This window comes from Streptomyces sp. NPDC087440 (genome assembly GCF_044744005.1).
In the GTDB taxonomy this organism is placed as follows: domain Bacteria; phylum Actinomycetota; class Actinomycetes; order Streptomycetales; family Streptomycetaceae; genus Streptomyces.
The window spans coordinates 35596-49484 of the sequence record NZ_JBIUXN010000026.1; the positions used below are offsets into that span (position 1 = coordinate 35596).

Here is a 13889-nt window from a genome sequence, read left to right on the forward strand (position 1 = left end):
GGAGCCGACCGCACGTGAGCGAGCCGAAGACAGTGAGCGCGTCGCAGGACCCGACGGCACCGCCCGCGGCGACCGCTTCTGGCGAGAGCACGCCGACCGCGGCGAGCGGCCTCGGCCAGGGTGCGCCGACGGCACCGCCCGCACCGGGCGCCTTGGGCGAGAGCGGGTCGCCCGCCGGGTCTGACTCCGGTGAGGGCGTGCCGATCACCGACGGCCGCCGCCTCAAGGGCGAACGCCGCCGCCGCGCCCTGATCGAGGCGACCCTGCGCGTCGTCGAACGCGACGGCGCCTCCGGGGTCACCCACCGCACCGTCGCCCGCGAGGCCGGACTGCCGTCGACGGCCAGCACGTACTACTTCGAGTCCATCGACGCCCTCCTCAACGAGGCCCTGGCCACCAGCACCAATCAGGACGCCGACCGGATCGACGCCCTCGCCGAAGCACCCGACGAGAACCCGCACCGGGCGCTCGCCGCCCTCATGGCCGAATGCGTCAGGGACCGGGGCCGCCTGCACGCCGAGTTCGAACTCTGCCTGCGCGCCGCCCGCCGCCCCGAACTGCGCGGCCCCAACCGCCGCTGGACCGAGTCCCTGCGCGCCTTCGCCCGCCGCCTCACCGACGACCCCCTGCGCGTCGACCTCTTCGCGCACGCCTACGACGGGCTGCTGCTCCAGGGGCTGCTCGCGGACGAGCCGCCGACGGTGGACACGTACGAGCAGATGCTCCGCCAACTGCTGCCCCAGGCCTGACCGGCGACCCTCCCGTCCCCACAACCCGCACCCCCTCCCACGGGGACACGAGCGACACGTAAGGTGCGGCCATGGCTGTCATGGACGTGCGCAACGACGCGAACGGGTGGCTCGTCCTGTGGCTGGAGCCGCTCGGCGAGGACCGCTGGATGAAGCCCGGCGAGACCTTCCGCATCCGGACCGACTACACCGGCGACGAGCTGGCCTTCTCCGTCACGGGCTGGGTGAACGGCGAGGAACGGTCCGGGGGGATCGAGAACCTCACCGTGTGGGTCGAGGGCGGCGGCTTCGAGGCCGAAGTGACCGACGAGGACGGCAACCCCGTCGAGTGCGGGCACAACCGGCCGCCCCACAACCCCCGCACCTGAGCCGACGCGCAGGGCTCATGCCGCTCTGACGTGCAGATGCCCCTCGCCCGGATACGCGGGCGGCAACGGCGGCAGTACGGAATCCAGCGTGTACCCGCACTTCTGCGCCACCCGGCAGGACCCCTCGTTGGCGACGGTGTGCAGGAGTTCCAGACGCGTGACCGGAAGCGGACTTTCCGGTCCGAGCGCCCACCGGGACAGTGCCTCCAGCGCGCGGGATGCGACGCCCCTGCCCCGGGCGGCGCCCATCGTCCAGTAGCCCACTTCGGCGGAGTCGTGGGACCCGTCCCGCTTGACGGCGATGTGGCCGATCGGCCGTCCCTCCTCCACGACGGCGAAGCTGAACCGGGTGCCGGAAGCCCGTCCGTGGCTCTGCCGGCCGATCCAGTGCAGGGCCTGCTCCTCGTCGTGCAGGTGGTGGGCGAGCCAGCGCCGCAGCAGGGGGTCCCCATGGGCGACGACCAGGCCCGGCGCGTCCTCGGGCCGCCACGGGCGGAGCATCAACGCGGGTGCGGACGGGGCCGGTTCGACGGTCGGGGTCAGGGACATCGGGCTCCTCGGGCGCTGCGGGTTCGGCACATGCTCGGCAAACCTACGCGGGGCCGTCCCCGTATCCGGCCTCGGTCCCGTCCCCGGCCAACAGCCCATGCAGCGTGAGGATTTCCGCGACGTCCCCGAGCGCCGCCACCCGGAAGTGCGCCTCGGGCAAGGCGTCTTCGGTGTGGGTGGTCGTCAGGCCCGCCACCGTACAGCCCGCCGCGCGGCCCGCCCGGACCCCCGCCGGGGCGTCCTCCACCACCAGGCACTCGGCGGCTTCGACTCCCAGCCGGGCGGCCGCCAGCAGGTAGCAGTCGGGGGCGGGCTTCGCCGCCCCGACGTCCGCCGCGTACACCTGCACGTCGGGCAGCGGCAGCCCGGCCGTACGGAAGCGTGCGTGGACGGACGCGCGGTCGCCCGAGGTGACGATCGCCCACGCCCCGGCCCGCAGCCCGCGCAGGAGCGCGGCCGCGCCGTCGACGGGAGGGAAGCGATCGGTCCCGGACGCCAACAGGCCGTCCAGGACACGGCGTTCGGCGCCCGGGTCCAGATGGGGTGCGGCATCCCGCACCGTGTCCTCGGGCCGCCGCCCGAACGTCAGCCGCCAGACGGTCTCGGTGTCGAGGCCGCGCATCAGGGCCCAGGTGTTCCAGACCCGGCGGTGAGCGGCGGTGGAGTCCAGCAGGACGCCGTCCACGTCGAAAAGCACAGCAGCGATGACCATGCCCCGAGGATCGCAGGAGCCCTCCGAGCGGCCCCGGGAGGGGCCTCCGGGCGGTGTCAGACGATCGGGGGGCGGCCGAGCCGCGTCATGCGGGCCGCCGTGCTCCACCGCATCGGGGCCCGGTCGCCGCACGGGGTGCGTACCCCCTCCCAGAAGCCCGCGCACCAGGCCCGCAGGCCGGAGAGCGAGCGGATGCGGGCCAGGGTGAGGGTGATCCAGACGGCCAGATAGACCGGGATCAGGGGGAGCGGGAGCCTGCGGCGGGCGATCCAGACGCGGTTGCGGGCGGTGAAACGGTAGTGGACGGCGTGCCGGGCGGGGGAGGTCTTCGGGTGTTGCAGGACCAGCCCGGGTTCGTACAGGATCTTCCAGCCCGCGTCGAGCGCCCGCCAGGCCAGGTCGGACTCCTCGTGCCCGAAGCGGAATGCGCCCGCCCAGAGGCCGGTCTGCCGCAGCATCGGTACGGAGAGGGAGTGGCCGCCGCCCAGGAAGCCGGTGACCAGGCCGCGCCGCAGGGGATCGGAGGCGCGCAGGCGCGGCACGTGCCGGCGCTGGGTCTCGCCGTGCTCGTCCGCGATCCGGAACGAGACGATGCCGAGCGCCGGATCGGACGCGTGGAGCTGCTGGACCGTGGCGAACACGTCGTCGGCGATCAGCAGCCCGTCGTCGTCCAGCTCGACGACAACGTCCACCGCGCCGGAGTCGAGCAGCGTCCGCAGCCCGACGTTGCGCGCGCCCGGACAGCCGGGGTTGTCGGCGAGGGGCAGCTTGATCACGTCGTCGTACGCAACGTCCGTCAGCGGTGTGGCACTCCCGACCAGCACGATCCGCGCGGCCGGTACCGACTGCCGCGCCACGGAGGCCATCAGGGCGTCCAGCTCCCGGGGCCGGTTGCCCATCGTGACGACGACGACTCCGATGCGGGGGCGGGGCAGAGGCATGGGCAGGCTCCAGAGGTCGGTGGAGCTGGAGATGGTACGGGGTGCCGGGCAGGGGAGGGGCTGGCCGTGCTGCGGCACGACCAGCCCGAGCAGCACCCTCAACGATCACATCAGCCCCAGCGACCAGCACGCATCACGATGGCGGATCTTCAACGGGGTTCGGTTCGCGGGGCGGAGAGGGTCTTCTTCAGCAGGGCGTACGGGGGAGTGTCGATGAGGTAGAAGTGATTCCCGGCGACGCCGACCTCCTGGACGGGGGCCGTGCTCAGCGTGCTCCACGGGCGGAGGTCCGTGTCGTCGTCCTGGTCGCCGACGAGGGTGGTGACCGGACAGCTGAGCAGCGGCTCGGGCTGCATGGCGTAGCTGTGGAACATGCGGCCGTCGGCGATCAGATACGGCATGACCACCTCCTGGAAGATCGGGTCGGCCGCCATCTCCGCGTCGGTGCCGCCCATCCTCACCAGGTCCGCGAGCAGTTGGGCGGGGTCTTCCTCGGGGCCGGGGAGATGGGGCAGCGGGGCGTCACGGGAGCCGGAGGCGAAGAGGTGCTCGATGTGGATGCCCCGGTGTTGCAGCGCCCGCGCCGTCTCCAGGGCCACGGGAGCGCCCAGGCTGTGCCCGAAGAAGGCCAGCGGGAGATCCGCCAGTGGTTCCAGCGCGTCGGCGATGTCGGTGGCGAGCCGGACGAGGTCGTTCGGGGGATCCTCGTCCCAGCGGTCGGCGCGCCCCGGGTACTGGACGGCGTGCACCTCCACCTCGGTCAGCGACTGACCCCAGGCGCGGAAGAAGGAGGCCGACCCACCGGCGTGCGGGAAGCACACCAGACGGACATGCGCGTCGGGCCGGGCGGTGTCGCACACGAGCCAGCGCGAGGTTTCTGTGGTCACTGTGCGGCTCCCTTGCGTGCGCGCTGCTGGCGCAGTCTGGCCGTACGGGCTCTGCGGACGGCTTCGGCAGAGCCGGAGGCTTCCGCGTCCTCCCCTTGCTCACGACTGGCGCGGATGAACGCGGCCTGTGCCGACACGGTGGGTTCCTGGTACAGGGAGACGATCGTCGGCCGCAGCCCGCAGTGTCGCTCCAGCGCGTCCTGCAAGGTGAACATGGTCAGCGAATGGCCCCCGAGGTCAAAGAAGTTGACGTTCGACGGCACTGCATCCACACCGAGGACCTCCGCCCAGGCGGCCGCCACCTGGGCGGTGAGCGGATCGTCGGTGACGGGCGGGGCCTCGGCCGCGGGCCGGGCCGTGGGCGGCTCCGCGGCGAGCGTCCGCAGCAGCGCGCGGTCGAGCTTTCCGTTGAGGTTGCGCGGCAGCTCCGGGAGCACCCGCAGCTCGCCCGGCACCATCACCGGGGGCAGCTTCTCCGCGAGGGCGCTGCGCAGCGCGACCGGGTCCGCGTCCTGCGCCGAGGCGACGAAGCCGATCAGGCCCGTCCCCTGTGCGTCGGGCAGGACGACCGCTTCCTGGACGTCGGCCAGCAGGCGCAGCGTCTCCTCAACCGCACCGAGTTCGACACGGTGGCCGCGGATCTTGAGCTGGTCGTCCTTCCGGCCGATGAAGTCCAGCCGGTGCTCCGCGTTCCAGCGCACGATGTCACCGGTCCGGTACATGCGTACGCCGGGTTCGGGGGCGAAGGGGTCGTAGAGGAAGGCCGCCGCCGTGGCCTCGGGACGGCCGAAGTAACCGCGTGTCACCCCGGCCCCGCCGATGAACAACTCGCCTTCCGCGCCCGGCGGTACGACCTTGAGATCGCCGTCGAGCACGTAGAGCCGAGCGCCTGGGACCGGGCCCCCGATGCTGACCGGTCCGATGCCGGTGAGGCGGTGGAACGTGGCCCACACGGTCGTCTCGGTCGGGCCGTACTCGTTGACCAGATCCACCCCGGAGGACTGAACCGCGAAGTGCCGGTCGGCCAGGGCCTGCGGGAGGGCTTCGCCCGCCACGATCACCTCCCGCAGCGAGGCCAGTGGCGCTGTCCCGACGCGTTCGGCGGCATCGAGCAGCAACTCGTACAGCGTGGGAACACACAGGACGCGGTCCACCCGGTGCCGGCTGACGAGGGAGACCAGCTGTTCGGAGTCGCGCAGTTCGTCCGCGGTTGCCACGACCAGGCAGCCGCCCGCGAGGAGCGTCCCCCATATACCGGCGACCGACGAGTCGAAGGCCGGCGGGGACAGCAGCAGGAACGTCGGGATGCCCGGGTAGACCATGAGGCGGGCCTGTGTCGAGGCGGCGAGGTTGCCGTGCCCGACGATGACGCCCTTGGGCTCGCCCGTGCTGCCCGACGTGTAGATGAGGTACGCCGGATCGTCCGCGCCGACCGCGCCGGCCGCGGCGGCGAAGGAGTCGGAGGAGGCGGAGGGGTCGGACGGGTCGGCGTCCGAGGTGTTCGTGACCGTCACGACGGGCACCGGAAGGTCGGTCACTTCCGCCGTGGCCACCACGGCCTTCACCTGCGCGTCCTGAAGGATCGTCGCGCGCCGGGCGGGCGGCTGGGCGGGATCGACGGGCACGTAGGCGGCGCCCGTGCCCAGGATGCCGAGCATGGACACGATCATCGCGGCGGAGGGCTCGGCCAGGATGGCGATCCGGTCTCCGGCGCCGACCCCGGCCGCGGCGAGGCGGTGGGACAACCGCCTCGCCCCGGAGACCAACTCGCCGTAGGTGACGGTGACGTTGCCGCATCGCACGGCGGTCGCCGCGGGGCGGTCGGCGGCCAGCAGGGCCACCACTTCGTGAACGGGAACGCAGGGGGCTTCCGGCAGTGCTTCGCCGATGGCCGGTGCGGTCGCCTCCGGGGTCGCTCCGGCGCTCTCCGTTGGCCTGGATGGCCTGGTCGGAGTGGAATTCACGTGTTGTGAGGCCGACATGAAGAGAAACTCCTCAAAGGTGTCAGGGGGTCCCAGGGATGATGGACTCCGTGGCGAGTCCGCCTATTGCTTCGCCGCAAACCCGGCGGACCACCGCGACATGCCCGCTCAGCGTCCGCTGGGCCAACATCTCGCGTACCGGGACGCGGATCCCGAATTCGCTGTTCACTCTGCGGATGAGCCGGGTGATCAGCAGGGAGTCGCCGCCCTGGGCGAAGAAGTCGGCGTCCACCGGGACATCGTCACGGCCGAGCAGTTCCGCCCAGATCCGGGTCACTCCCTCCGCCGGATCGACCGGGGCCCGGTTCTCGGGTTCCGGCTGCTCGGGCAGCGGCGTGCGGGCCGGAGGGCTCTTCGGGTCCGGCGTGCGCGGGGCGAGCGCTGGAGCGGCCGGGGCCGGCAGTGCCTCCGGGGCTGTCAGTGCCTCCGGGGCCACCGAGGAAGGTCCCGCGAAGGGGTAGCCGGGCAGCCTGGTCCTGCGGCCGCTGCCGGTCAGGTCGGCCAGGGCGACCGGCTGCCCCAGGGTCCACAGGGCGCCGACGCCCCTGAGCGCTGTGGACTGCGACGCGCCCTTGACCTGGTCCAGGGCGACCGTGGGGATTCCGGCCGCCTCCGCCATCGGCGAGAGGGGTCGCCCGGGACCGATCTCCACGGCCAGGGCACCCGGCAGGTGCGCGGCCAACGCGTCGAGCGCGGCGCCGAACAGTACGGGCTGCCGCACCTGCGTCACGAACATGTCGCGGGGCAGTTCGGTACCGGCCGCGACGACCCGGCCGGAGACGTTGAGCGCGATCGGCAGGGTCGCCGCCCGGAGCTCGATCCGGGCCATCGCCTCGGCGAGCGCGGGCAGCGCGGGCTCGATCAGCCGGGAGTGGCCCGCGTGGCTGTAGCGCAGGCGTCGTGCGAAGAAGGTGTCGCCGAGGCGTACGCGATACTCGTCGACCTCGTCGGCCGGGCCGCCCAGCACGCAGGAGTCCGGGCCGTTGACCGCGGCCACGTCGAGCTTGAGACCCCACTCCTCGGCGAGTGCCACAGCCGACGTCACGTCCGTACCGATGGCCAGCATCACGCCCTCCGGGCAGTCCTGCATGGACCGGCCGCGCGCTGTGATGAACGCGGCCGCGTCCTCCAGGCCGAAGATGCCGGCCACAGCGGCCGCGGTGATCTCGCCGGAGCTGTGCCCGCAGACCGCGGCCGGCCGAACTCCCAGGTCCTGGAGGGCTGTTGCTGCCGCGTAGCCGACTGCGAAGAGGGCCGGCTGGGCCAGCGCGGGCCGATTGAGCTCGGTGGCGGGGAAGTCCCGGTCGTACAGCGCCTGCCGCAGTCGTTCCGCCTGCGGGGCGGCGAAGGCCGCGAGGCACCGGTCGAGCGCTCGGCGGAACCCGGGGAGAGTGGTGAACGGCTCGGCCATGCCGGGGCGCTGTGTACCCCCGCCGGGGAAGAGGAAGAGCACAGGGGCGGGGCCCGTGTCCCGCGCGGTGCCCCGGGACACCCCGGACCGGGCGGCGAGACGCTCGGCGACCTCGGCACTCGTCCGGCCGGTGATCGTGAGGCGTTCGCTCAGGGCCGGGCGGCCGTGGGCCAGGGTGGCGCAGACCTCGCCGAGGTCCGGGTCGTGCGACTGGAGACGGGCCGCCAGTTCGTCGGCCATGCGGTCGAGCGCCTCGGGATCGGCTGCGGACAGCAGGACCAGGCGCTCGCGCGGGGCCCGCGCCGCTACGGCAGCCGGTTCCCTCGGCGGCGCCTGCTCGATCAGGACGTGGGCGTTGGTGCCGCCGATGCCGAAGGCGCTCACGCCGGCGCGCCGCGGCAGCCCACCCGTCCACGGGACGGCCTCGGTGGGTATGTACAGCGGGCAGTTGTCCGTCTCCAGCAGCGGATTGTGCTCGGTGAACCCCGCTACGGGCGGGATCATGCCGCTGCGCACCACGAGGAGTGCCCTGATCAGTGCGGCGACCCCCGCGGCGGCGTCGAGATGGCCGATGTTGGCCTTGAGAGCGCCCACCGCCACGCTGCCCGGCCGGGCTCCGGCCCTGCGCAGTGCGGTGGCGGCCGCCGCCCACTCGATCGGATCGCCGATGCGGGTGCCGGTGCCGTGGGCCTCCAGATAGCCGATGGACTCGCCGTCGACCTCGGCCGCGCTCAGGGCAGCGCCGATGACGCGCTCCTGCCCTGCAGCGGAAGGCGCGTAGTAACCCGCTTTCGCATTCCCGTCGTTGTTGATCGCGGAGCCCAGGATGACGCCGTACGGCTCAGGGTCGTCCTCGGTGATGTCCGACAGCCTGCGCAGCACCACGGCACCCGCACCGGACCCGGGGATCACCCCGTCCGCCTCCCGGTCGAACGTCCGGCACACACCCGCGGCGGACAGGACCCCGCCCGGCGTGTGCAGATAACCCGCCTGGGGGTAGTCGAACCCGGCCCCCACCACCAGGGCCTGGTCGCAGTCGCCGCTGAGCAGGGCCTGCACTGCCAGATGGACGGCCACCAGCGAGGAGGAGCACGCTGTCTGAACGGCGAAGGCAGGCCCCTTCAGCCCGAGTTTGTACGCGACACGGCTCGCCATGAAGTCCGGCTCGCTGCCATGGATCAGATCGTCCAGCAGGCCCGGATCAACGTTCGTGCCGCGGACCATCGCGCGCAGGTAGGCGCTGCCCGTCATCGACGCGTAGACACTGGTCGTCGTCGTGTCGTCGTCGTGAGGCGCGACCCCCGCGTCCGCGAGCGCGTTCCAGGCCACCTCCAGCATCCAGCGGTGCTGCGGGTCCATCAACTCGGCCTCGCGCTTGCGGATCTGGAAGAGGTCGTGGTCGAAGCGGTCCCAGGCGTCGAGATGGCCGCGTACGGGTACATAGTCCGGGTCGGCGGCCAATGCGGCGGGAACTCCGGCAGCGCGCAGTTCCTCCTGGCTGAACCGCTTGCTGTGCACATTCCCGTGGAGCTGGGAATCCCACCAGGCGTCGAGATCACGGGGGCCGGGGAAAAGCGCTGCCACGCCAGTAACCGCGATATCCAAGGAGCGATCCCGGCTCGTCACAACGTCTCCTCATCATTCCACTGGAAACGGATATGTCACCCGATGTCGTGCGGGTGACACGTGAGCGGCCGCAGGTGTTTCCTCGGACCGCCCCGCGATGATGGCACAGGGCGCTGTCCCGGCGGAGGGATTATCCGCCGTCCCTTTCGGGGGGCACGGATTTCGAGGTTCGCGTGCGGGCCACGGGCAGTTGCGGCGCATAAAAGGACCCCCTACATCCCTTTTGCGAAAGAGGAGGCTGGCACAACGCGATCGTGCGTGGCACCATCACATGCTCTTGATGTCGCACTCCGTCCCTCCTCATTTATCGAATTCCGAAGGGATTCGTGGTGCCGCAGTCGACTGCCCCGAAGGCCGCAGAGGTTACCGAGGGCACACCGGGAGAAGGAGTCCACGACGCCTTCGCCGCCCAAGCCCACGCCCGGCCGCGGCACACAGCCCTTCTGTCCCCGGACGCACGGCTCTCGTACGGCGAACTGGACGCCCTCGTCGGGGAATCGGCCCGCCGGCTCGCCGCCGCCGGCGTCCGGCAGGGGCATCTCGTCCCGATTCTGCTGCCGCGCTCCGTCGACCTGGTCGTCACACTGCTGGCCGTTCTCAGGCTGGGCGCCGCCTACGCGCTGCTCGACGCGGACTGGCCGCCCACCCGGCTCAAGGCGGTGATCGACCAGCTCCGGCCGCCTCTCGTCGTCGCCCGGCCGGGCCCTGCCGCCGGGCTGCCGGCGCCGCTGTGGACACCGGGCGAGGGCGGTACGGGGGAAGGCCCGGCCCGCCCGGCGGTGACGGTGCGGGGCTCCGACGCCTGCTCCGTGTTCTTCACCTCGGGCACCACGGGGCAGCCCAAAGGGGTGGTCACTCCGCACCGGGCGACGGCACGGCTGTTCCGGGAGGACACCTTCGCGCGATTCGACCGGGACACGGTCATCCCCCTTGCGGCGGCGCTCCCGTGGGACGCGTTCTCCCTCGAACTCTGGGCCGCCCTGTACAACGGCGGTACCTGCGTCCTGATCGACGAGCCGTTCCTGACGGCCGAGGCCCTGCGCGCGGTGGTGGCCGGGCACGGGGTGAACACGGCGTGGCTGACCAGCAGTCTGTTCAACCTGATCGTCGACGAGGACCTGCCGGCGCTGAGCGGCCTGTCCCAGGTCATGATCGGCGGTGAGCGCCTGTCCGAGCGGCACGTGGGCCGCTTCCTCGACCGGTTCCCGGACACCGCCCTGATCAATGGCTACGGTCCGGTCGAGAGCACGGTGTTCACCACCACGCACCGCGTCACCCCCACGGACTGCACCCGGGACGGCGGCATCCCGCTGGGCCGACCGGTACCCGGCACCTCCGTCTTCGTCCTCCGGGGCAACCGCCCCTGCACCCCCGGCGAACCGGGGGAGATCTGCGTCGCGGGCGACGGCCTTGCCCTCGGCTACCTCGGCGAACCGGCCCTCACCGCCGAGAAGTTCGCCCCCATCGACATCGACGGCGAGCAGATTCGGCTGTACCGCACCGGCGACCTGGGCGTCCAGGACGAGGACGGGCTCCTGGAATACCGCGGGCGGATCGACCGGCAGGTGAAGATCCGCGGCCACCGCGTCGAACCGGCCGAGGTGGAGCGGCAGATCGAGCGCCTGGTTCCGTACGTGGCCGACTGCCGCCTGCTCCCACGCCGCACGGAACCCGACGGCGTCCTCGAACTGGTGGCCTTCTGCGTGCCGGGCCGGTCCGGCGGTGCGCCCCCGGACGTACCGGCGATCCTCGCCCAGCACCTGCCCGCGTACCAACGCCCCGTCTCCGTGGTCTTCGTGGACTCCTTCCCGCTGACCGGCACCGGCAAGCTGGACGACCGCGCCCTGCTGGCGCGCGTGCCCGAAGCGCCTGCCGAGAACGGCCACGCCCCCGTCGACGACCCGCTGGTCCGGCTGGTCGCCGAGGAGTTCGCCGTCGTACTGGGCAGCCGAACCGTTTCCCCGCACACGCCGTTCTTCGCGTTGGGCGGGTCCTCGCTGCAAGCCGCCCGTGCCTGTACACGCATCGTCCAGCGGGTGGGGCGGCCCGTACCCCTGTCGGTCCTGTACGAGCGGTCGTCGGCCGAGGAACTGGGGGCCTGGCTCCGGTCGGCGCCGAGCACGGATGCCGTGCCGACGTCCACCGGCTCGCCGAGCACGGATGCCGTGCCGACGTCCACCGGCGGCATCCCGCTGACCGCCATGGAACTGGTCTTCCTCACCCGTCATCTGACGGCGCCGCAGGACCGCTCCGGATACTGCCTGATGACGTGGCACCTGGAAGGCGGACTGGATCAGGACGCCCTGGAGGCAGCCATCGCCGCCGTCCACGATCGGCACGAGGTGCTGCGTACGGCTTTCCGGGTGGACCCCACTCCTCATGCCGAGGTCACCGACATCCCCGCCCCGCCCCTGGAACTCGTGGCCGCCCAGCCGACCGTGGACGACGCGGCAGGCGCGCTGCGGCAGCTCTTCGACGAGCCCCTCGAACCACAGGACGCCGATCTGTGGCGCACCGCGCTGGTGCCGGTGACCGAAACGGGTGGCTGGCTGTTCGGGGTGTTGGTCCACCACATCGCCTTCGACGGCCGGTCGGAATCAGTCCTGGCGCGTGCCCTCTCCGACGCCGGTGCCGGACGTGCGCCGCACCCCGCCCCGCCCGCCCTGGCCGAGCGGGCCCGACTGATGACGGAAGCCGCGGCCGTGACGGACTCGGCGGGGCGCACGGAGCGGATACGGGCGGAGTTCCAGGACGTCCCCGACATCCACTGGCCGGAACGGCCCGTCCCGGGAGAGACCGGAACCGGACATCTCTCCGTGACCGTTCCCGCGGCGGTGACGGCCGGGCTCGATGCGCGGGGCGCTGCGCTCGGCGGGAGCCCATTCGTGGTGCTCCTCTCGGCCTGGGCGGCCACCCTGGCCGAGGTCTGCGGGCAGCGGGACTTCGCGGTGGGCGTGCCCGTCGCCGAGCGCACCGTCCCGGAACTGGAGCAGGCCATCGGCTGCCTCATCAACATGGTGCCGGTGCGCCTGCGCGGCGATGCGGTGGCCGGAGGCAGCGACGGCATCCGCGAGGTCGGTCGGCTGGTCCACCAGGCCTTCGGCCGCAGCGAGGTCCCCTTCGCCCACCTCGCACAGGGCCTCAGGTCGGCAACTCCCGGGCGGCCACCGGCCTTTCAGTCCCTCTTCGCCCTGCAGGACAACGCTCCACCCCGGCTCGACCTGCCTGGTGTCGCCGCCACGCATCTGCGCCAGCCCTACGCCGCCCTCCCGCTGGAGCTGCACCTTGAGGTGTGGCCGGACGAGAGCGGTGCGCTCGACGCGGTGGTCTCGTTCCGGCGCGAGGCCGTCACCGAGGCCACCGCGCTGACGCTGCTCAAGGGTTTCCACGACCGTCTTGCCCTGATCGCCGCGGGAGCCACCTCGTGACCGTATCCGCGTACACCCCCGTCGACCTCAGCGACCCGGAACTGCATGCCTCCGGGGAGGTGCACCAGGTGTGGCGCTGGATGCGACAGCACGCCCCGGTGCACTGGCACGAGCCGGGCGACCTACCGGGCTTCTGGTCCCTCACCCGGTACGACGACATCCGGCACGCGTACCAGAATCCGGCCGTCTTCAGCTCGGCGAGGGGCGTCCTGTTGCGGCCGACCGCTCTGGGGGAGGACCCCGGCAGCGGGCTGACCATGGCCCTGACCGATCCGCCCAGGCACCGTGCCCTGCGCGGGCAGGTGGCCGACCGGTTCACCGAACGGTGTGCCCGTTCTCTGGCGGACGAGGTGCGCGCCGAGATCCGCTCGGTGGTGACCCGCGCCATCGAGAAGGGCACCTGCGACGTGGTGCGCGACATCGGCGCCCGGCTCTCCAGCCACAACATCGCCAGGCTGCTCGGCGTGGAGCCGGACGACCGCGAGCAGCTGTTCCGGTGGAGCATGGAGGCGTTCGAGTCCGGCAAGCCCCTCACCAGCCACGTAGCGCTCATGCGGTATTTCATCGACATGATGTACGCGCGGATGGAGGTCCCTGCGGACGACGCGATGGGCATGTTCGTCAACAACGAGGTGCACGGCGATCTGCTGACCGAGACCGAGATCCTGCTGGGCGTCGAGAACCTCGTCGGAGCGTCGGAGAACGCCGGTCTGTCGATCGCCGCGGGAGTCCTCGCCCTCGGCTCTCATCCACAGCAGTGGCAGCGGCTGGTACGGGAGCGTGACAGCGGGCTTGTCAGAACCGCGGTGGAGGAGGTGTTGCGGTGGACGAGCAGCGCCACGCACAGCATGCGGACGGCCACCGTGGACACGGTCGTCCGAGGCCGGCGCATCGCGGCCGGGGACCGCGTCGTGCTCTGGATCCCCTCGGCCAACCGCGACGCGTCGGTGTTCACGGAACCCGACTGGTTCGACCTCGGCCGGCAGCCCAATCGCCATCTGGCCCTGGGCATGGGCGAGCACGTCTGCATCGGGGGCTCCGTGGCCCGCCACCAGATGCGGATGCTCCTGGAGACACTCGTGGAGTCGGTCGCCGTCATCGAGCCGGCCGGAGAGACGGAGCCGCTGCGGTCGATCGCGGTGAACGGACCGGCGTACGCGACCGTGCGCCTCGTCGCGCGGGGGCGCTGAGGAGCCGGGCGCGCGCGCCGGGCCCCGCACTGAGGCCTTGTGGAAC

10 protein-coding genes are annotated in these 13889 nt (G+C 72.2%); 4 read left to right on the forward strand and 6 right to left on the reverse strand.

Annotated elements, in window-relative coordinates; all coding sequences use genetic code 11:
- Positions 1-14 precede the first annotated feature (14 nt).
- Together ACIO3O_RS36310 and ACIO3O_RS36315 are read left to right on the forward strand one after the other, a co-directional pair.
- Positions 15-749: a TetR/AcrR family transcriptional regulator gene (locus tag ACIO3O_RS36310; RefSeq protein ID WP_401753280.1), complete on the forward strand. Its 735-nt coding sequence runs from the start codon at positions 15-17 to the stop codon at positions 747-749.
- A 71-nt stretch (positions 750-820) separates the two neighbouring features.
- Complete coding sequence (locus ACIO3O_RS36315; protein WP_401753282.1) at positions 821-1117, forward strand: hypothetical protein; 297 nt, start codon at positions 821-823, stop codon at positions 1115-1117.
- 15 nt (positions 1118-1132) lie between these two features.
- Here ACIO3O_RS36315 and ACIO3O_RS36320 read toward each other — a convergent pair whose 3' ends face one another.
- The 6 genes from ACIO3O_RS36320 to ACIO3O_RS36345 all read right to left on the reverse strand — a co-directional run bounded on the left by ACIO3O_RS36320 (position 1133) and on the right by ACIO3O_RS36345 (position 9225).
- Positions 1133-1666: a GNAT family N-acetyltransferase gene (locus ACIO3O_RS36320; RefSeq protein ID WP_401753284.1), complete on the reverse strand. Its 534-nt coding sequence runs from the start codon at positions 1664-1666 to the stop codon at positions 1133-1135.
- A gap of 43 nt (positions 1667-1709) precedes the next feature.
- Positions 1710-2378 carry an HAD-IA family hydrolase gene (locus tag ACIO3O_RS36325; protein ID WP_401753286.1) on the reverse strand — a complete coding sequence of 223 codons (669 nt, stop codon included), beginning with the start codon at positions 2376-2378 and terminating at the stop codon, positions 1710-1712.
- Between the two features lie 56 nt (positions 2379-2434).
- The gene (locus tag ACIO3O_RS36330; RefSeq protein ID WP_401753448.1) at positions 2435-3313 is read right to left on the reverse strand and encodes a glycosyltransferase family 2 protein; all 879 of its coding nucleotides are present in this window, start codon (positions 3311-3313) and stop codon (positions 2435-2437) included.
- Between the two features lie 155 nt (positions 3314-3468).
- Entirely contained in the window at positions 3469-4206 is a 738-nt protein-coding gene (locus ACIO3O_RS36335) for a thioesterase II family protein (RefSeq protein WP_401753288.1), read from the reverse strand.
- Complete coding sequence (locus tag ACIO3O_RS36340; protein ID WP_401753290.1) at positions 4203-6050, reverse strand: non-ribosomal peptide synthetase; 1848 nt, start codon at positions 6048-6050, stop codon at positions 4203-4205. The genes ACIO3O_RS36335 and ACIO3O_RS36340 overlap by 4 nt, the downstream gene beginning before the upstream one ends.
- A 160-nt stretch (positions 6051-6210) precedes the next feature.
- Positions 6211-9225 carry a type I polyketide synthase gene (locus tag ACIO3O_RS36345; protein WP_401753292.1) on the reverse strand — a complete coding sequence of 1005 codons (3015 nt, stop codon included), beginning with the start codon at positions 9223-9225 and terminating at the stop codon, positions 6211-6213.
- 329 nt (positions 9226-9554) lie between these two features.
- Between ACIO3O_RS36345 and ACIO3O_RS36350 the strand changes: the two genes are divergently transcribed.
- Both ACIO3O_RS36350 and ACIO3O_RS36355 read left to right on the forward strand, forming a co-directional pair.
- A complete protein-coding gene (locus tag ACIO3O_RS36350; protein WP_401753294.1) occupies positions 9555-12653 on the forward strand; it encodes an amino acid adenylation domain-containing protein in 3099 nt (1032 codons plus the stop codon).
- Entirely contained in the window at positions 12650-13843 is a 1194-nt protein-coding gene (locus ACIO3O_RS36355) for a cytochrome P450 (protein ID WP_401753296.1), read from the forward strand. The genes ACIO3O_RS36350 and ACIO3O_RS36355 overlap by 4 nt, the downstream gene beginning before the upstream one ends.
- Positions 13844-13889 lie beyond the last annotated feature (46 nt).

Bases quoted from the DNA above. Each gene is read 5' to 3' on its own strand.
- ACIO3O_RS36315 (WP_401753282.1), top strand. From the start codon at position 821: ATGGCTGTCATGGACGTGCGCAACGACGCGAACGGGTGGCTCGTCCTG.
- ACIO3O_RS36320 (WP_401753284.1), bottom strand. From the start codon at position 1,666: ATGTCCCTGACCCCGACCGTCGAACCGGCCCCGTCCGCACCCGCGTTG.
- ACIO3O_RS36325 (WP_401753286.1), bottom strand. From the start codon at position 2,378: ATGGTCATCGCTGCTGTGCTTTTCGACGTGGACGGCGTCCTGCTGGAC.